Consider the following 18,751-nt stretch of genomic DNA (forward strand, 5'->3'; position numbering starts at 1 on the left):
CCCCGCTCAATCGAATTGAGCGGGGCCTTTTTGTTTGCAGGATTTGAAAACACTGCAGATCAAAATGTGGGAGGGGGCTTGCCCCCGATAGCAGTGGATCAGTGCTGAATCAATCAACTGATACACCGCTATCGGGAGCAAGCTCCCTCTCACACAGAGAAATCAGTGTCAGACACCAAATTGCTCGCGATAAGCCTTAACGGCCGGCAAATGCTGCTTGAGCTGCGGATCGTCTTCCAGGAACTGCAACACCTGGTTCAGCGACACAATACTCACCACCGGAATGCCGAAATCACGTTCCACTTCCTGAATGGCCGACAACTCACCGTTGCCGCGCTCCTGACGGTTCAGCGCGATCAGCACGCCGGCGGCCTTGGCGCCATCTTGGGACGCGATGATCTGCATCACTTCACGGATGGCGGTACCGGCGGTGATCACGTCGTCGATGATCAGCACGTCGCCCTTGAGCGGAGCCCCAACCAGGCTACCGCCTTCGCCATGTGCTTTGGCCTCTTTGCGGTTGAAGCACCACGGCAGATCCAGCCCGTGATGTTCAGCCAACGCCACGGCAGTCGCGGCTGCCAGCGGGATGCCCTTGTAGGCTGGGCCAAACAAAACGTCGAAGGAAATGCCGCTTTCAACGATGGCTGCCGCGTAGAAACGACCCAGCTGAGCCAGGGCCGAACCCGAGTTGAACAAGCCTGCATTGAAGAAGTACGGGCTGGTGCGCCCGGACTTCAAAGTGAACTCACCGAAGCGCAAAACGCCGCGATCGATGGCAAAACGAATGAAATCGCGTTGATACGCCTGCATGAAAAAAGCCTCAGATACCACGGATTTAGCTAATTAGGTAGACGGCGTGTATCATACACGCACGCGATTTTTGGGGCCATTTATGCGGATCATCAGTGTGAACGTCAATGGTATTCAGGCTGCAGTCGAGCGTGGTTTGCTCAGTTGGCTGCAAGCACAGAATGCCGACGTCATCTGCCTGCAGGACACCCGCGCCTCCGCCTTTGAACTGGACGACCCAGCCTTCCAACTGGATGGCTACTTCCTTTATGCCTGCGATGCCGAAGTGCCCACCCAAGGTGGCGTGGCTTTGTACTCGCGGTTGCAACCCAAGGCGGTCATCAGCGGCCTCGGCTTCGAGACAGCCGACCGCTACGGGCGCTACCTGCAAGCCGATTTCGACAAGGTCAGCATCGCGACCTTGCTGCTCCCTTCGGGGCAGAACGGCGATGAAGACTTGAACCAGAAGTTCAAGCTAATGGACGATTTCGCCCGTTATCTGGATAAACAGCGACGCAAACGTCGCGAGTACATTTACTGTGGCTCGCTGTACGTGGCGCAACAGAAGCTGGATATCAAGAACTGGCGCGACAGCCAGCAATCCCCGGGCTTCCTGGCGCCGGAACGTGCCTGGATGGACGAGATTGTCGGCAACATGGGCTATGTTGATGCCCTGCGCGAAGTCAGCCGCGAAGGCGACCAGTACAGCTGGTGGCCGGATAACGAACAGGCCGAGATGCTTAATCTGGGCTGGCGTTTCGACTACCAGCTGCTGACCCCGGGGCTTCGCCGCTTTGTTCGCAGCGCACGCCTGCCGCGTCAGCCACGCTTCTCGCAGCACGCGCCGCTGATCGTGGACTACGACTGGACATTGACCATCTAAGGTCTTTTTCCAGGCACAAAAAAACCGACATCGCTGTCGGTTTTTTTGTGGGCGCTCACTATTTGACCAATCGCCAGGTAAAGGGATAGCGATAGGCAATCCCCTTGCTGGCTTTGATTGCGCCGATGATCGTCAGCACCACCGTGGCGATCGCCAGGGCAGTCATCAGGAAAAAACCAATCACCGCAAAGGCCAGCACGATGCAAACCAGCCAGGCAATGGCCACGGTGATCTGGAAGTTCAAGGCCTCCTTGCCCTGATCATCAATGAACGGGTCCACTTCCTTCTTCATCTGCCACAGGATCAGCGGCCCGACGACACTGCCGAAGGGAAACACAAACCCCAGGAACGCCGCGAGGTGACACAACATCGCGCCCTGACGCACTTCGTAAGGAGGCGTGGGCACAGGCAGTTGGTGGTCACTCATGGCGTTGCTCCTTGCGGCCATTTCAGTCAGCCAGTGCGGCGTTCTGCAGTTCGAAGATTTCGGTCATGCCTTTCTGGGCCAGGGCCAGCATGGCGTTCAGGTCGGCCGGCTGGAATGGCGCACCTTCGGCGGTGCCCTGCACTTCGATGAAACCACCGCTGCTGGTCATTACCACGTTCAGGTCAGTCTCGGCAGCCGAGTCTTCCAGGTAGTCCAGATCCAGCACCGGCTCGCCCTGGTACATGCCCACCGATACGGCAGCGATCATCTGCTTGAGCGGGTCGCCGGCTTTCAGGCCGCCACGCTTCTTGATCACTTTCAGCGCATCAACCAAGGCCACCATGGCGCCGGTGATGGAGGCAGTGCGGGTGCCGCCGTCAGCCTGGATCACGTCGCAATCGACGTACAGGGTCACGTCGCCCAGCTTGGACATGTCCAGGGCTGCGCGCAGCGAACGGCCGATCAGGCGCTGGATTTCCAGGGTGCGGCCGCCTTGCTTGCCACGGCTGGCTTCACGCTGGTTACGCTCGCCGGTGGCGCGCGGCAGCATGCCGTACTCGGCGGTCAACCAACCCTGACCCTGGCCCTTGAGGAAGCGCGGCACGCCGTTTTCGACGCTGACGGTGCAGATCACCTTGGTATCGCCAAACTCGACCAGTACAGATCCCTCGGCGTGTTTGGTGTAGTTGCGGGTGATGCGGATCGAGCGGAGCTGATCGGCAGCGCGACCACTTGGACGTTTCATAGGGGATACCTGTACGGAGGACGAAAAACTGCCGAGCATTATAGAGCCGCCAGCCGATTCGGGGCACTTCTAAAAAATTCGGTTACGAATGGCGGGCCTGGCGCCCATTGTTTGGGCGCGTTCGCCTCACTGCGCTACAATCCTGCGCCTTCGCAGCCTGTCGGCTTCAATTTACCCATCAGCCCGTATTTGCGGGACTGCATCGCGAGGTACCTCCATGGTGCACAGCATGACCGCCTTCGCCCGCGTCGAAAAAGCCGGCGCCCAAGGCACCCTGAGCTGGGAACTGCGCTCGGTCAACAGCCGTTACCTGGAGCCGCACCTGCGTCTGCCGGAATCCTTCCGCGACCTCGAAGGCGCCGTGCGTGAAGCGCTGCGCCAGGGCATTTCCCGCGGCAAGCTGGAATGCACCCTGCGTTTTACCGAAGAAACCACCGGCAAGCCGCTGCAGATCGACCGCGACCGCGCCGCGCAACTGGTCGCCGCGGCTGAAACCATTGCCGGCCTGATCAAGCAACCCGCCGCGCTGAACCCGTTGGAAGTGCTGGCCTGGCCCGGCGTACTGGTGGCCGACGCCACCGACCCGCAGGCCCTCAATGCCGAAGCCCTCGCCCTGTTCAACCAGGGTTTGCAGGAGCTCAAGGCTGGCCGCGAGCGTGAGGGCGCCGAACTGGCGCGCCTGATCAGCGAGCGCCTGAGCGCGATCGAGGAAGACGTGGTCACCCTGCGCGAGTTGGTGCCACAGATGCTCGCCACCCAGCGCCAGAAGGTTCTGGACCGTTTCACTGACATGAAGGCCGACCTCGACCCGACGCGCCTGGAGCAGGAAATGGTGCTGCTGGCGCAGAAAAGTGACGTGGCCGAAGAGCTCGACCGCCTGAGCACCCACATCCTCGAAGTGCGCCGCGTGCTCAAGTCTGCCGGCGCCGCTGGTCGGCGCCTGGACTTCCTGATGCAGGAACTCAACCGCGAAGCCAATACACTGGGCTCCAAAGCGTTTGATCCGCGCAGCACACAAGCTGCGGTCAACCTCAAAGTGTTGATCGAGCAGATGCGCGAACAAGTACAGAATATTGAGTAAGGCAACTTCCATGACCCACAGCACCGGCACCCTTTACATCATTTCCGCCCCTTCGGGCGCGGGCAAGAGCAGCCTGGTCAAGGCTTTGACCGACGCTGACGAGCAGATCCGCATCTCGGTCTCGCACACCACCCGCGCCATGCGCCCGGGCGAAGTGAACGGCGTGCACTACCACTTCGTCGAGCGCACCGAGTTCGTCAAGATGATCGAACACGGCGACTTCCTGGAGCGTGCCGAAGTGTTCGGCAACCTCTACGGCACCTCGCAAAGCCACCTGCAGCAGACTCTGGACGAAGGCCACGACCTGATCCTGGAAATCGACTGGCAGGGTGCCGAGCAAGTGCGCCAACTGATGCCGAAGGCGCGTTCGATCTTTATCCTGCCGCCGTCGCTGGAAGCCTTGCACCAGCGCCTGACCAACCGTGGCCAGGACAGTGACGAGATCATCGAAGGCCGCATGCGTGAAGCCGTCAGCGAAATGAGCCACTACGTCGACTACGACTACCTGATCATCAATGACGATTTCGCCAGCGCGCTGGACGATTTGAAGGCGATTTTCCGCGCCAATCAGCTCCAGCAAAAACGCCAACAGCAGCGTTTCGGCAAATTACTCGCCGAACTGCTTGGCTGATTGGCCCTTCCCAAAACCGCTGCAAGGGCTTTACATTGGCACTTGTAGCCGTTTTGCGAGGCCGCGGGAAAATCAGCGCTTCCCTAAACGCTGGTGATTTTTTAAACTGTTCAGTCCGCTCGCCCAGCCGGGCAGCGCGCATCTTGCATTCGCTCCGAGGAATACCATGGCCCGCGTAACCGTTGAAGACTGCCTAGAACACGTGGATAACCGCTTTGAGCTGGTCATGCTCTCTACCAAGCGTGCCCGTCAACTGGCCACTGGCGGCAAAGAGCCCCTGGTCCAGTGGGAAAACGACAAGCCTACCGTTGTAGCCCTGCGTGAAATCGCTGAAGGCCTGATGAGCTACGAGTTCATCGCCAACGCTGAAATCGTTGAAGACGAACCGCTGTTTGCGGCGTTCGAGGACGAGTCCAACGAGGCCGTCTAAGCCTATGCCTGGTCGACGTAGCACGGCGCGGGGTCACAGCCAACGGCAGGAGTTAACACTTTGCCGAGCATAGACGCCCTCGCCGATCGCTTATCGACCTACCTCGGCCCAGACCAGGTCAACCTGGTCCGCCGAGCGTATTTCTACGCCGAACAAGCCCACGACGGCCAACGCCGCCGCAGTGGTGAGGCGTATGTCACGCATCCTCTTGCCGTGGCCAATATTCTTGCCGACATGCACATGGACCATCAGAGCTTGATGGCTGCGATGCTGCATGACGTGATCGAAGACACCGGCATCGCCAAGGAAGCGCTCAGTGCGCAATTTGGCGAAACCGTGGCCGAACTGGTCGATGGGGTCAGCAAACTGACCCAGATGAACTTCGAAACCAAGGCCGAAGCCCAGGCGGAAAACTTCCAGAAGATGGCCATGGCCATGGCCCGAGACATTCGGGTCATCCTGGTGAAGCTGGCCGACCGGCTGCACAACATGCGCACGCTGGAAGTGCTGTCCGGCGAAAAGCGCCGGCGCATCGCCAAGGAAACCCTGGAAATCTATGCGCCCATCGCCAACCGGCTGGGCATGCATGCCATCCGCATCGAATTCGAAGATCTCGGCTTCAAGGCCATGCACCCGATGCGTTCTGCGCGCATCTATCAGGCGGTCAAGCGCGCCCGGGGCAACCGCAAGGAAATCGTCAACAAGATCGAAGAGTCGCTGAGCCATTGCCTGGCGATCGACGAGATTGAAGGCGAAGTCAGCGGCCGGCAGAAACACATCTACGGCATCTACAAAAAAATGCGCGGCAAGCGTCGGGCCTTCAACGAGATCATGGACGTGTACGCGTTCCGGATCATCGTCGACAAGGTCGACACCTGCTACCGCGTGCTGGGCGCTGTACATAATTTGTACAAACCCCTGCCAGGCCGCTTCAAGGATTACATCGCCATTCCCAAGGCCAACGGCTATCAGTCGCTGCATACCACGCTGTTCGGTATGCACGGGGTGCCGATCGAGATCCAGATCCGTACGCGGGAAATGGAAGAGATGGCCAACAACGGCATCGCCGCGCATTGGCTGTACAAGTCCAGCGGCGACGAACAGCCAAAAGGCACGCATGCCCGCGCCCGCCAGTGGGTCAAGGGCGTGCTGGAAATGCAGCAACGCGCCGGCAACTCCCTGGAATTTATCGAAAGCGTGAAGATCGACCTGTTCCCGGACGAGGTCTACGTGTTCACGCCCAAAGGCCGGATCATGGAGCTGCCCAAAGGCTCCACGGCGGTCGACTTTGCCTACGCGGTACACACCGACGTGGGCAACAGCTGCATTGCCTGCCGGATCAACCGTCGTCTCGCGCCGCTGTCCGAGCCGCTGCAAAGCGGCTCCACGGTCGAGATCGTCAGCGCACCCGGCGCGCGCCCGAACCCGGCCTGGCTCAACTTCGTGGTCACCGGTAAAGCGCGCACACACATTCGCCACGCGCTCAAATTGCAACGCCGCTCCGAGTCCATCAGCCTCGGCGAACGCCTGCTGAACAAGGTGCTCAATGGTTTCGACAGCGCCCTGGAGAAGATCCCGACCGAGCGCGTGCAAGCGATGCTCCACGAGTATCGCCAGGAAACCATCGAAGACCTGCTGGAAGACATCGGCCTGGGCAACCGCATGGCGTATGTGGTCGCCCGGCGCCTGCTCGGCGAAGGCGAACAGCTGCCAAGCCCCGAAGGCCCGCTGGCGATTCGCGGCACGGAAGGCCTGGTGCTCAGCTACGCCAAGTGCTGCACGCCGATCCCGGGCGACCCGATTGTCGGCCACTTGTCGGCTGGTAAAGGCATGGTCGTGCACCTGGACAACTGCCGCAATATCACTGAAATCCGCCACAACCCCGAGAAATGCATCCAGCTCTCGTGGGCCAAGGACGTCACCGGCGAATTCAACGTCGAGCTGCGCGTTGAGCTGGAGCATCAGCGCGGCTTGATCGCCCTGCTGGCCAGCAGCGTCAACGCGGCCGACGGCAATATCGAGAAAATCAGCATGGATGAGCGCGATGGCCGCATCAGCGTGGTCCAGCTGGTGGTCAGCGTGCACGACCGCGTGCACCTGGCCCGCGTGATCAAGAAACTGCGCGCCCTGACCGGGGTGATTCGCATCACCCGCATGCGCGCATAGCCGATCTCTTACAAGGAGTCACTCATGACCAAGACTGTTATCACCAGCGACAAAGCCCCTGCCGCCATTGGCACCTACTCCCAGGCGATCAAGGCGGGCAACACTGTCTACATGTCCGGCCAGATTCCACTGGACCCAAAGACCATGGAGTTGGTTGAAGGCTTTGAAGCGCAAACCGTCCAGGTCTTCGAAAACCTCAAGTCGGTGGCCGAAGCCGCTGGCGGTTCGTTCAAAGACATCGTCAAGCTGAACATCTTCCTCACTGACTTGAGCCACTTCGCCAAGGTCAACGAGATCATGGGCAAGTACTTCGAACAGCCGTACCCAGCCCGCGCCGCTATCGGCGTTGCCGCCCTGCCAAAGGGCGCACAGGTTGAGATGGACGCGATTCTGGTCATCGAGTAAAACACCCGGCGCAGCCTCCACAGGCTGCGCCGACTTCGTTTCAGAAGGATTTCGTGATGCGCAAAGCGCTTGTAGCCTCTTCGTTGCTCGCCTTGTTGCTCGGCGGCTGCGCCAGCAACCCCGCCGACCTGGATGTGAGCGGCACCTGGATCAACCAGGCCGCCATCAACGCGGCAGCCAAGGGCGGCCCTTTGCGTGAAGCGCTGCAAACCTATGGTCCGAACCTCGAATGGGAGGTCAACACCAAGGCTTCGCAGGCGCGTTACTACAACGGTTTTGAAGTCGCCGAAGGCAAGCTGCTCGGCGAAAAACCCGGCGCCTGGAGCGTCGATTTCTACGGCAGCTCCGCCACCGAACTCAAGCGCAAAGGCAAACAACTGCTGCAAGTGGCCAACGACAATGAGCCTGAGCAGCTGTTCGCCCGTGCCAATGACCCAGCCCCCGAAGGCGCGCCACTGGGCGCCAACTTCGAGCGCGCCCTGTATGCCGCCTATATGGGTGGCGACTGGAAGATCACCGACGGGAACGGCGACGGCGCCACGGTGCAGTTCCAGGCTGACGGCAAAGTCGCCGGTTTGCCCGGTGTCGATCGGTACTCGCTGTGCCTGGCGGGTGACTGCGCCTCAATGAGCGGCGGCTACGACAGTATCTGGCTGCAACTCAACGGCCAGGGCAACCCGTGGATCTTCGCGCGCAAGGGCAAGCAGCTGGAAATCTTCCAGGCCGTGAACACTGCGCAGGCCGATGAAGTGCCTTCGTTTACGCCGGGGCCACGGCAGTGGTTGTTGGAAAAACAGTGATACAGAACAAAGGAGCCTACCGGCTCCTTTTTCTTTAGTCTGCGCCATGGTTTTTTCACCAGCAGACGGGCCACTCCATGCACACGCTACTCCTCATCAGCCTGATCCTGCTGGGCGGCTGCACGCAGATACAGCAGCAAACCGCGGACATCAGCGGGCGATGGATCAACCAGGCCGCCATCGATACCGCCGCCCAGGGGCGGCCGCTGCTTAAAGCCCTGGACGCCAACGGCATGAACCTGGAATGGAACATCGACACCCGTACCGGCAAAGCGCAATTGAGCACTGCGTTCGAGGTGGGTGAAGGCCAGCTGCTGCCGAAAGCGCCTGGCATTTGGTCGGTGGATTACGACGGCCATGGCAGCGACGAATTGCAATTGAACGGCGAGCAACTGGTCCAACAGACCAGCAAGATTCACGTAGGCCAAACGTTTAGCCGCCCCACCCAACCCGCTGCCGCAGGTGCCAAGTGGGGCACCACGTTCAGGCAAGCCCTGAATTCAGCCTACATGGGCGGTCAGTGGAAAATTATTGAAGGCCAAGGCACAGGCGACCTTGTGAGGTTCAGCGCCGATGGCGGCGTGTCCGGCCTGGGCAATAATGACCGCTACGAATTGTGCCTGGGAGGCGATTGCGCCACTCAAGGTGCCGGCAATGACGTCGTCTATCTGGGTAAAGATGCTGTCGGCGAGGACTGGATTTTCGTGCGCTACGGCAAACAGTTGGAAATTCTGCAGGCGATCAACCTTTCCCAGCCAGACGAAATCCCCCAGCTCAGCCCAGGGCCACGCCAATGGCTGCTGGAAAAGCAATAACAAAAAAGGAGCCTCACGGCTCCTTTTTCACATCTAGCACTTACCTTCAAGGATCGCCGCGTACCCTTCGCGATAAGTCGGGTAGGTCGGCACCCAACCCAACGCCTTGGCTCGGGCATTGCTGCATCGCTTGCTGCCGGCGCGGCGCACACTGGCGTCGTCAGCCCATTCGGTCACGCCCAGGTAGTCGCGCAACCAACCCACCACTTCTGCCAAGGGCGCGGGCGCATCGTCAACGCCGATGTAGATGCTATCCAGCGAACCGCCCTGCTCCACATGCCGCAGCAGGAAGGCCAGCAATCCGGCAGCGTCATCCGCGTGAATCCGGTTGCCATATAAAGGTGGATCAACCGCCACGCGATAGCCTTGGCGCACTTGGGTCAGAAGCCATTCACGGCCGGGCCCATAGATACCGGTCAACCGCACAATGCTCGCCGGAATGCCGCTATTGAGCGCCACTTGCTCAGCTTCCAGCATGATCTGGCCGGAATACCCTTTCGCTTGAGTGTCGGACGTTTCGTCGACCCACTCACCCTTCTGCTGGCCGTACACACTGCTGCTCGACACAAACAGCAAATGCTTGGGCTCCTGGCCGTAGTCGTTCAGCCACTCCAACACATGCTGCAACCCTTGCACGTACGCCGCGCGATAGCCGGCCTCATCGTGGTCGGTGGCAGCGGCGCAATACACCAGGTAATCCACTGCGCCGATTGGCCAAGTGTCAGGGCAATCCTTTTTGAACAGGTCACCGGCGATGCCGATGACACCCTCTGGAAGGCGTGAAATATCACGTCGCAGGCCATGAACCTCCCATTCCGAGGCCAGCAATTGGCTAGCCAGCCGACTACCCACATCGCCGCAACCGGCAATCACAACAGAAGGCGCAGACATCACAAAACTCCATTCTTAAAGGCGCAGATTAGCCGCCGAAGATGACCAGCGGCCAGCAAAAGGACAAATTAAGTAACTGTATTACTTTTGTTAACAAGAATTACTTGCAATAATAACCGCCCATTTGTCCTCGACCCATCAGGGTCTGGCAGGACGATCACTCATTTTTTTCTCTCAGGTCCGGCCAGCATGACACGTAATACAAACCCCGCTTCGCCAACCAAGCCTCTCAGCCCATCTCGCGCCTGGCGTGCGATTGCTGCGCTGCTGTTCAGCGTTCTGCTGGCACCGACCGCCGCATTCGCTGACGCGACCGCCCCAGCCACTCCGGCTGCGGCCCAGCAGAATGCAGCCACGCCGCCAGCTCCTGCCGCAGCACCTGTGGCCACCGACCCGGCCCAGGCCGCAGCCCCTGCGCCTGCCGACGACTCCGGTGTTGTACTGGAAGAAGACAACAGCCTGGGCATGGCCCATGACCTGTCCCCGTGGGGCATGTACCAGAACGCTGACGTGGTGGTAAAAGCCGTCATGATCGGCCTGGCCATCGCCTCGATCATTACCTGGACCATCTGGATCGCCAAGGGCTTCGAGCTGCTGGGCGCCAAGCGTCGTCTGCGCACTGAAATCGTCCACCTGAAAAAAGCCACCACCCTCAAGGAAGCCAGCGACACCGCTACCAAGAAGGGCACCCTGGCCAACCTGCTGGTCCACGACGCGCTGGAAGAAATGCGCCTGTCGGTCAACACCCGCGAAAAAGAAGGCATCAAGGAACGCGTCAGCTTCCGCCTCGAGCGCCTGGTGGCGGCCTGCGGTCGTAACATGAGCAGCGGCACCGGCGTGCTCGCCACTATCGGTTCCACCGCACCGTTCGTCGGTCTGTTCGGTACCGTGTGGGGCATCATGAACAGCTTCATCGGCATCGCCAAAACCCAGACCACCAACCTCGCCGTCGTTGCCCCCGGCATCGCCGAAGCCCTGCTGGCAACCGCATTGGGCCTGGTTGCCGCAATTCCTGCGGTGGTGATCTACAACGTCTTCGCCCGTTCGATTGCCGGCTACAAGGCTCAGGTATCGGACGCGTCGGCAGAAGTCCTGCTGCTGGTCAGCCGCGACCTCGATCACGCCCCTACCGAGCGCAGCTCGCAACCGCACATGGTGAAAGTGGGGTAATCGGCCATGGGCCTGCATTTGAATCAAGGCGACGATGAACTCGTCGAGAACCACGAAATCAACGTCACGCCGTTTATTGACGTGATGCTGGTGCTGCTGATCATCTTCATGGTGGCGGCACCGTTGGCCACCGTGGACATCAAGGTCGATCTGCCGGCCTCCAGCGCCAAGCCTGCGCCGCGCCCGGAGAAGCCGATCTTCCTCAGCGTCAAGGCGGACCAACGCCTGTTCCTGGGCGAAGAAGAAGTCAAAGCTGAAACCCTGGGCCCGGTGCTCGACGCCAAGACCCAAGGCAAGAAAGACACGACGATCTTCTTCCAGGCCGACAAGGGCGTGGACTACGGCGACCTGATGAGCGTGATGGATGCCCTGCGGGCAGCCGGCTACCTCAAGGTAGGCCTGGTCGGACTTGAGACGGCAGCCAAGAAATGATCACGACGCGCCACAAACTGACGCGTTATGGCACCAGCCTCGCCGTCGTGCTGGGCGTGCATGCCGTCGCGATCATCATCGCGCTTCAATGGTCCGCGCCGCATCCGGTGACGCTGCCACCGGCCGCCATGGTCATCGACCTGGCGCCGATGCCGGCACCACCGCCTCCCGCGCCGCCAAAGGTGGTCACGCCGCCACAGCCGCCGGCTCCAGTGGAAGAGCTGCCTTTGCCGAAACTGGCCGAGGCGCCCAAGCCAACGATCCAGGTGCCCAAGCCGGTCAAGCCCAAGCCCAAACCCCAGCCGCCCAAGCCTGTGGAGAAAAAGCCCGAGCCGCCCAAGGAGAAGCCTTCCGAAGAGCCGCCGAGCGAAACCCCACCGACCAATGCGCCGGCTGAAAAATCCGCTCAACCCGTGCCCGGCCCGTCGCCAGCCCAGGTAGCAGCAAAAGCGTCCTGGGAAGGCGCCCTGCTGGCGCACTTGCAGAAGTACAAGAAATACCCGCCAGGCGCTCAACAGCGTGGCAAAGAGGGGCTTAACCGCCTGCGCTTCGTGGTCGACGCCGAAGGCAATGTGCTGTCCTACGAGTTGGTGGGCCGCTCCGGCAACGCCGACCTGGACCGCGCGACCCTGGACATGATTCGTCGTGCCCAGCCATTGCCCAAGCCACCGGCCGACATGTTGAAAGGCGGCAGCGTCGAGATCGTCGCGCCGTTTGTTTACAACATCGAGAAGCGTCGCCGCTAAGGATTGCGAGGCGGGCCCATGTGGGAGCGGGCTTGCTCGCGAAAGCGCAGTGTCAGTCGATACATTCGTCACTGACACCGCACATTCGCGAGCCAGTGCGCTCCCACATTTTGCTTGTTGCCGCTAAAAATCCATTTTTCAGTTAAATCCGAGCCACTCCCCGCTCAATCCCCAGCAAAGTTCTGATAACGTGCGTCTATCGATTGCAGCCGGTATGCTTGGCTCGCAACCTCATGGACGCCCGCTATGACTCTTACAGAATTACGCTACATCGTGACCCTCGCCCAAGAGCAGCACTTCGGCCACGCGGCCGAGCGTTGCCATGTCAGCCAGCCGACGCTGTCGGTGGGTGTGAAAAAGCTTGAAGACGAACTCGGTGTGCTGATTTTCGAGCGCAGCAAGAGCGCCGTACGCCTCACGCCAGTGGGCGAAGGCATTGTCGCCCAGGCCCAAAAGGTGCTGGAACAAGCCCAAAGCATTCGCGAGCTGGCCCAGGCCGGCAAGAACCAGCTGACTGCGCCGCTGAAAGTCGGCGCCATCTACACCGTTGGCCCGTACCTGTTCCCGCATTTGATTCCGCAACTGCACCGCGTCGCGCCGCAGATGCCGCTGTATATCGAAGAAAATTTCACCCACGTGCTGCGCGACAAACTGCGCAACGGCGAGCTGGACGCGATCATCATCGCCCTGCCGTTCAACGAAGCGGACGTGTTGACCTTGCCGCTCTACGACGAGCCGTTCTACGTGTTGATGCCGGCCTCCCACCCGTGGACGCAAAAAGACACGATCGACGCCGGCCTGCTCAACGACAAGAGCCTGTTGCTGCTCGGCGAAGGCCACTGCTTCCGCGACCAGGTACTCGAAGCCTGCCCGACTCTGACCAAGGGCAACGACGGCGCCAAGCACACCACTGTGGAATCCAGCTCGCTGGAAACCATCCGCCACATGGTCGCGTCCGGCCTGGGCATTTCGATCTTGCCGCTCTCAGCAGTGGACAGTCATCACTACGCCCCCGGTGTGATCGAAGTGCGCCCACTCACGCCGCCGGTGCCATTCCGCACCGTGGCGATCGCCTGGCGCGCCAGCTTCCCACGCCCGAAAGCCATTGAGATCCTCGCCGACTCGATCCGTCTGTGCTCGGTGGCCAAGCCGCCTGCTGCGAGCTAAGCCAGGGTATGACTGAGCTGTCGCACGTGTCGGTCACCGCACTCAAGGGTGTCGGTGAAGCCATGGCCGAGAAGTTGGCCAAGGTCGGCCTGGAGAACCTCCAGGACGTGCTGTTCCACTTGCCCCTGCGTTATCAGGACCGCACGCGCGTCGTGCCCATCGGCCATCTGCGCCCAGGGCAGGACGCGGTGGTCGAAGGCACCGTCAGTGGCGCGGATGTGGTGATGGGCAAGCGCCGCAGCCTGGTCGTACGCCTGCAGGACGGCACCGGTGGCCTCAGCCTGCGCTTCTACCATTTCAGCAACGCCCAGAAGGAAGGCCTCAAGCGCGGCACCCGCGTGCGTTGCTACGGCGAGGCACGGCCTGGCGCGTCGGGCCTGGAAATTTACCACCCCGAATACCGCGCCATTACCGGCGACGAACCGCCGCCGGTGGATACCACCCTCACGCCGATCTACCCGCTGACCGAAGGCCTGACCCAACAACGCCTGCGCCAACTGTGCATGCAGACCCTGACCATGCTCGGCCCCAAAAGCCTGCCTGACTGGCTGCCGGTGGAACTGGCCCGCGATTACCAACTGGCGCCGCTGGACGATGCCATCCGCTATCTGCACCACCCGCCCGCCGATGCCGATGTCGACGAACTGGCCCTGGGTCATCACTGGGCGCAACATCGCCTGGCCTTTGAAGAGCTGCTGACTCACCAGCTGTCCCAGCAGCGCCTGCGCGAAAGCATGCGCTCCCTGCGCGCGCCAGCAATGCCCAAGGCCACGCGCCTGCCTGCGCAATACCTGGCGAACCTGGGCTTTGCGCCCACCGGGGCCCAGCAACGGGTTGGCAATGAAATCGCCTACGACCTCAGTCAGAAAGAACCGATGCTGCGCCTGATCCAGGGTGACGTGGGCGCTGGCAAAACCGTGGTCGCCGCCCTCGCCGCCTTGCAGGCACTGGAAGCCGGTTACCAAGTGGCGCTGATGGCGCCCACCGAGATTCTCGCCGAACAGCACTTCATCACCTTCAAGCGCTGGCTCGAGCCGCTGGGCCTGGAAGTGGCGTGGCTGGCCGGCAAACTCAAGGGCAAGGTGCGCGCGGCCGCGCTTGAACAGATCGCCAATGGCGCACCGATGGTGGTGGGTACCCATGCGCTGTTCCAGGACGAAGTGAAATTCAAGAACCTCGCGCTGGTGATCATCGACGAACAGCACCGCTTCGGCGTGCAGCAGCGCCTGGCCCTGCGCCAAAAAGGCGTGGGCGGGCGCATGAGTCCGCACCAGTTGATCATGACCGCAACACCGATCCCACGCACCTTGGCCATGAGCGCCTACGCCGACCTCGACACCTCGATCCTCGACGAACTGCCGCCCGGCCGTACCCCGGTCAACACCGTGCTGGTCACCGACACCCGCCGCGTGGAAGTGATCGAGCGTGTGCGCGGTGCCTGCGCCGAAGGCCGTCAGGCGTACTGGGTGTGCACGCTGATCGAAGAGTCCGAGGAGCTGACGTGCCAGGCCGCCGAAACCACCTATGAAGACCTCACCAGTGCCCTGGGCGAACTCAAGGTCGGGCTGATCCACGGCCGCATGAAGCCTGCGGAAAAAGCTGCGGTGATGGCCGAATTCAAAGCGGGCAACCTGCAATTGCTGGTGGCCACCACGGTGATCGAAGTAGGTGTGGACGTGCCCAATGCCAGCTTGATGATCATCGAAAACCCCGAGCGCCTGGGCCTGGCCCAATTGCACCAATTACGCGGCCGCGTCGGCCGGGGCAGCGCTGCCAGCCATTGTGTGCTGCTCTACCATCCACCGTTGTCACAGATCGGTCGTCAGCGCCTGGGCATCATGCGCGAAACCAACGACGGCTTTGTCATCGCCGAAAAAGACCTCGAGCTGCGCGGCCCAGGTGAAATGCTCGGCACCCGCCAGACCGGCCTGCTGCAATTCAAGGTCGCCGACCTGATGCGCGACGCTGACCTGCTACCCGCCGTGCGTGATGCGGCGCAAGCGCTGCTCGAACGCTGGCCGGATCACGTCAGCCCGTTGCTCGATCGCTGGCTACGGCATGGGCAGCAATACGGCCAAGTGTGACGCCTGACTCACTTATCCAACCAACAGTTGTATCAAGCTGGTTATACTTCGGTGACTGTAAGAAATTGGATCAGGCCATGTCAGAAGTAGCCCTCGCCACAGCCCCACTGACCGCCCCGCCGGTCATTCGGGCTCTGCTCGCAAAGCTCGCCATTCCTTATACGGAAGTCGCCGAACAGGCTGGCCTGAATCCCGCGCGAAAGGTCCAGGCGGTCTTGCTGGAAGATGCCGTTGGCGCCCTCATGGTGCTGTTCCCGCAGAGCCAGTTGCTCGACCTCAACCGACTCGCCGAACTCACCGGCCGCCGCCTAACCGCGGTGTCGCCGGATCGCATCGAGCGCATGTTGGCCAAGCATGAGTTGAGCCTGCTGCCAGGCCTGCCGGCCCTGACCAGTTCGCCCTGCCTGTACGAAGGCAGCCTGCTGAGCGAACCGAGCCTGCTGGTGCATTCAGGCGAAGCCGGGCTGTTGCTGGAAATCGCCAGCAGCGACTTCAAGACCATGCTCACCAAAGCCAGCGCCGGGCAGTTCGGCGAGCCGTTGAGTAACATTCGCCCGAACCTCGACCGCCCCAATGATGACCGCGAGGAAATCACTCAGGCGATGCAGGCGTTCACCGCCCGCCGTATCCAGCAACGCCTGGAAGCGACCATCGAGATTCCACCGCTGGCCGATACCGCGCAGAAGATCATCAAGCTGCGCGTCGACCCCAACGCCACCATCGATGACATCACTGGCGTAGTGGAAACCGACCCGGCCCTGGCCGCCCAAGTGGTGAGCTGGGCCGCGTCGCCGTACTACGCCTCGCCAGGCAAAATTCGTTCAGTTGAAGACGCCATCGTGCGCGTGCTGGGCTTTGATCTGGTGATCAACCTGGCGTTGGGCCTGGCCCTGGGTAAAACCTTGAGCCTGCCCAAAGACCACCCGCATCAGTCCACGCCGTACTGGCACCAGTCGATCTACACCGCCGCCGTGATCGAAGGCCTGACCCGCGCCATGCCACGCGCCCAGCGCCCGGAAGCCGGCCTGACCTACCTGGCCGGCCTGCTGCATAACTTCGGTTATCTGCTGCTGGCCCACGTGTTTCCGCCGCACTTCTCGCTGATCTGCCGTCACCTGGAGGTCAACCCGCACCTGTGCCACAGCTATGTCGAGCAACACTTGCTGGGCATCAGCCGCGAGCAGATCGGTGCCTGGCTGATGCGCTACTGGGACATGCCGGACGAACTGTCCACCGCCCTGCGCTTCCAGCACGACCCGACCTACGACGGGCAATATGCCGAATACCCGAACCTGGTGTGCCTGGCGGTGCGCTTGTTGCGCAGCCGTGGCATTGGCTCCGGGCCGGATGAGGCGATTCCGGATGCACTGCTTGAGCGTTTGGGCTTGAGCCGTGACAAGGCTGAGGAAGTGGTCGGCAAAGTACTGGATGCCGAGGTGCTGTTGCGTGAGCTGGCATCGCAGTTCAGCCAGGGTTAACTGCTTCGCCTGAAAAACCGCTATCGCCGGCAAGCCAGCTCCCACATTCGACCGAGTTCCACCTTTGGAATGCAGTCATAGGTGGGAGCTGGCTTGCCGGCGATGAACTCAACTCGGTCGAACTGAAAGACTTACTTATTTTTCTTCGGCTTCAAATACTTGGTCAGCCCCTGGAACCAGATCACCAACGCCGGGTTGCCCTTGATCTGGATCGACTTGTCCTGAATCCCCGTCATGAACGCCAGTTGCTTGTTCTTCGCCTGCATCGTGGCGAAGCCGTAGGCGGCATCTTTGAAGGCGATAGCAAACGCAGGCTGCGGGTGGACCCCTGAGCGGCTGGTGATGCGCTGGTCTTTAACGATGAAGTGACGGGCAACTTTGCCGTCGAGGGTCTGCAACTGGAACGCCAGGTCTTTGTCACCCAGCTGTTGCTGGAAAGCAGGATTGGTGCGGCTGGCTTTGCCCATCATCAGGCCAAGCACCCACAGCAGAAGACGAAATTTCATGCACACGGCCTCGGTATCATTATTAAGTGGCCGAAGCAGTGTAACGATTTGTTGGAGGAACGCCACCGATCTCGCGCTTTAGCGGGAGATCGGCTGGCGTTTAACACTTATAGCAACATGTTACTTAAACGTTAGGGCAAGGCACCGGCGCCCAGTCGGCCAGGTTTGGATCGCGGCAAGTGCCTTCGATCTGCGCTTTACCGGCGCTGGCGACCTGCTTGCTTTCAGCTTGCTTGGTCTGCGCGGTCTGGATGGTTTTTTCGGTGGCGACCGCTTCTTTCGGCACGGTCGGCAGCGCTGCCTTTTTCGCCGGCTTGACGGCTTTTTTGCCTTTGGCCGGCGTCACCACCGGCGTGGTATCAGCGGTGGCCACGGTCACTACGTCGGCACGCTGCACACCCACTTGTTGCAGGTCTTGCTCGTACGCCTGGGTGTAGTTGTTCAGGTCTTCACTGGCTTTGCCGTTGACCGCGACGATCAGGTCATTGGACTCCTTGAGGCCGGAAACGATTTCCGCCAGGCGCTTGCGGCCTTCGGTGTCGTTGACGGTCTTGGCTTTACGATCAGCCACCAGCTTGGTGAATGCGCTCTGGTAGCACTGCTGCGACGCCTTGGCGTATGCGGTGCTGCGGTCGATGTCCGAGGCGCTTTTGTTGACGTCAGCCGCGTAGGACGCAATGCGCTGGTTGTCATCGCTGATCTGCTTCTGACGCTCGGTGTAGTAACCCGCTGCACCACCCGCCAGGGCGCCGCCCGCGGCACCGATGGCAGCGTTACGGCCGCGCTTGTCGGAGTCGCCGGTCAGCGCGCCCAGCAGAGCACCGCCGGCAGCGCCGATGGCCGCACCGGTAACAACCGACTTGGTCATGTCCGAGTCGGTCGCGCGCAGGTGCTGCACTGGCTCGTAGCAGTTCGGGTAGTACTCGACCTTGGTGCTCGACGCGACCTTGGACGCCGGCGACGTGGCGCAGCCAGTCAACACGGTGCTGAAACCAGCCGCGATCAGCAGCAAGTGACGCTTGGAAACCGCCTTACGGGAAAAAAGCATAGGTGTGTTCTCTGTTAAGTTTGACTTGCCCAGCACGGCCCACCGCCGCCTGAG

20 protein-coding genes are annotated in these 18,751 nt (G+C 61.1%); 14 read left to right on the top strand and 6 right to left on the bottom strand.

Translation table 11 applies throughout. From position 1 onward, the window contains the following. Positions 1 to 168: 168 nt before the first annotated feature. Complete coding sequence (pyrE, locus tag AB5I78_RS28590; RefSeq protein ID WP_063033848.1) at positions 169 to 813, bottom strand: orotate phosphoribosyltransferase; 645 nt, start codon at positions 811 to 813, stop codon at positions 169 to 171. 82 nt (positions 814 to 895) lie between these two features. Here pyrE and AB5I78_RS28595 point away from each other — a divergent pair, with 82 nt between their 5' ends. Next, positions 896 to 1,675 carry an exodeoxyribonuclease III gene (locus tag AB5I78_RS28595; protein WP_003195493.1) on the top strand — a complete coding sequence of 260 codons (780 nt, stop codon included), beginning with the start codon at positions 896 to 898 and terminating at the stop codon, positions 1,673 to 1,675. Positions 1,676 to 1,733: 58 nt separating this feature from the next. Here AB5I78_RS28595 and AB5I78_RS28600 read toward each other — a convergent pair whose 3' ends face one another. Further along, the gene (locus AB5I78_RS28600) at positions 1,734 to 2,102 is read right to left on the bottom strand and encodes a DUF4870 domain-containing protein (RefSeq protein WP_145158149.1); all 369 of its coding nucleotides are present in this window, start codon (positions 2,100 to 2,102) and stop codon (positions 1,734 to 1,736) included. A 22-nt stretch (positions 2,103 to 2,124) separates the two neighbouring features. After that, the gene (gene rph / locus AB5I78_RS28605; protein ID WP_106575860.1) at positions 2,125 to 2,847 is read right to left on the bottom strand and encodes a ribonuclease PH; all 723 of its coding nucleotides are present in this window, start codon (positions 2,845 to 2,847) and stop codon (positions 2,125 to 2,127) included. Positions 2,848 to 3,064: 217 nt separating this feature from the next. Here rph and AB5I78_RS28610 point away from each other — a divergent pair, with 217 nt between their 5' ends. From AB5I78_RS28610 to AB5I78_RS28640, 7 genes are all read left to right on the top strand, one after another. Beyond that, positions 3,065 to 3,928 carry a YicC/YloC family endoribonuclease gene (locus AB5I78_RS28610; RefSeq protein WP_242199573.1) on the top strand — a complete coding sequence of 288 codons (864 nt, stop codon included), beginning with the start codon at positions 3,065 to 3,067 and terminating at the stop codon, positions 3,926 to 3,928. 10 nt (positions 3,929 to 3,938) lie between these two features. Next, positions 3,939 to 4,559 carry a guanylate kinase gene (gene gmk / locus AB5I78_RS28615; protein ID WP_106575862.1) on the top strand — a complete coding sequence of 207 codons (621 nt, stop codon included), beginning with the start codon at positions 3,939 to 3,941 and terminating at the stop codon, positions 4,557 to 4,559. A gap of 166 nt (positions 4,560 to 4,725) precedes the next feature. Continuing rightward, complete coding sequence (rpoZ, locus tag AB5I78_RS28620; protein ID WP_003176920.1) at positions 4,726 to 4,989, top strand: DNA-directed RNA polymerase subunit omega; 264 nt, start codon at positions 4,726 to 4,728, stop codon at positions 4,987 to 4,989. Positions 4,990 to 5,049: 60 nt separating this feature from the next. Beyond that, positions 5,050 to 7,155, top strand: coding sequence for a bifunctional GTP diphosphokinase/guanosine-3',5'-bis pyrophosphate 3'-pyrophosphohydrolase (gene spoT / locus AB5I78_RS28625; RefSeq protein ID WP_058415723.1), 2,106 nt, complete (start codon positions 5,050 to 5,052; stop codon positions 7,153 to 7,155). A 24-nt stretch (positions 7,156 to 7,179) separates the two neighbouring features. Beyond that, positions 7,180 to 7,560 (top strand): RidA family protein, encoded by a 381-nt coding sequence (locus AB5I78_RS28630; protein ID WP_003176922.1) that lies wholly within the window; start codon positions 7,180 to 7,182, stop codon positions 7,558 to 7,560. Between the two features lie 56 nt (positions 7,561 to 7,616). Further along, entirely contained in the window at positions 7,617 to 8,360 is a 744-nt protein-coding gene (locus AB5I78_RS28635; protein WP_145158154.1) for a hypothetical protein, read from the top strand. Positions 8,361 to 8,437: 77 nt separating this feature from the next. Further along, the gene (locus AB5I78_RS28640) at positions 8,438 to 9,175 is read left to right on the top strand and encodes a hypothetical protein (RefSeq protein ID WP_369301873.1); all 738 of its coding nucleotides are present in this window, start codon (positions 8,438 to 8,440) and stop codon (positions 9,173 to 9,175) included. Between the two features lie 33 nt (positions 9,176 to 9,208). On the opposite strand, the gene AB5I78_RS28645 is transcribed toward AB5I78_RS28640, so the two are convergent. Further along, entirely contained in the window at positions 9,209 to 10,066 is an 858-nt protein-coding gene (locus AB5I78_RS28645) for an SDR family oxidoreductase (RefSeq protein WP_242199568.1), read from the bottom strand. Between the two features lie 189 nt (positions 10,067 to 10,255). Between AB5I78_RS28645 and exbB the strand changes: the two genes are divergently transcribed. The 6 genes from exbB (at position 10,256) to AB5I78_RS28675 (ending at position 17,143) form a co-directional block, all read left to right on the top strand. Further along, positions 10,256 to 11,236, top strand: coding sequence for a tonB-system energizer ExbB (exbB, locus tag AB5I78_RS28650; RefSeq protein ID WP_119737214.1), 981 nt, complete (start codon positions 10,256 to 10,258; stop codon positions 11,234 to 11,236). Between the two features lie 6 nt (positions 11,237 to 11,242). Continuing rightward, positions 11,243 to 11,668, top strand: a complete 426-nt coding sequence (gene exbD / locus AB5I78_RS28655) for a TonB system transport protein ExbD (protein ID WP_003195519.1) — start codon at positions 11,243 to 11,245, stop codon at positions 11,666 to 11,668. Next, a complete protein-coding gene (locus AB5I78_RS28660) occupies positions 11,665 to 12,414 on the top strand; it encodes an energy transducer TonB (protein WP_369301872.1) in 750 nt (249 codons plus the stop codon). Before exbD ends, AB5I78_RS28660 begins: the two co-directional genes overlap by 4 nt. A gap of 246 nt (positions 12,415 to 12,660) precedes the next feature. Further along, positions 12,661 to 13,581, top strand: a complete 921-nt coding sequence (locus AB5I78_RS28665) for a hydrogen peroxide-inducible genes activator (RefSeq protein ID WP_015886540.1) — start codon at positions 12,661 to 12,663, stop codon at positions 13,579 to 13,581. A gap of 8 nt (positions 13,582 to 13,589) precedes the next feature. Then, entirely contained in the window at positions 13,590 to 15,665 is a 2,076-nt protein-coding gene (gene recG, locus AB5I78_RS28670; RefSeq protein WP_119737210.1) for an ATP-dependent DNA helicase RecG, read from the top strand. Between the two features lie 77 nt (positions 15,666 to 15,742). Continuing rightward, positions 15,743 to 17,143 carry an aminoacyl-tRNA deacylase and HDOD domain-containing protein gene (locus tag AB5I78_RS28675; protein ID WP_369301871.1) on the top strand — a complete coding sequence of 467 codons (1,401 nt, stop codon included), beginning with the start codon at positions 15,743 to 15,745 and terminating at the stop codon, positions 17,141 to 17,143. Positions 17,144 to 17,274: 131 nt separating this feature from the next. Here the strand turns inward: AB5I78_RS28675 and AB5I78_RS28680 are convergent, their stop codons facing one another. Both AB5I78_RS28680 and tagQ read right to left on the bottom strand, forming a co-directional pair. After that, a complete protein-coding gene (locus AB5I78_RS28680; RefSeq protein ID WP_369301870.1) occupies positions 17,275 to 17,649 on the bottom strand; it encodes a helicase in 375 nt (124 codons plus the stop codon). Positions 17,650 to 17,773: 124 nt separating this feature from the next. Beyond that, positions 17,774 to 18,697, bottom strand: coding sequence for a type VI secretion system-associated lipoprotein TagQ (tagQ, locus tag AB5I78_RS28685; RefSeq protein WP_106575871.1), 924 nt, complete (start codon positions 18,695 to 18,697; stop codon positions 17,774 to 17,776). Positions 18,698 to 18,751: the final 54 nt, after the last annotated feature.

The sequence above is a fragment of the Pseudomonas sp. N2-3-1-14 genome (assembly GCF_041228395.1).
Classification (GTDB): Bacteria; Pseudomonadota; Gammaproteobacteria; order Pseudomonadales; family Pseudomonadaceae; genus Aquipseudomonas.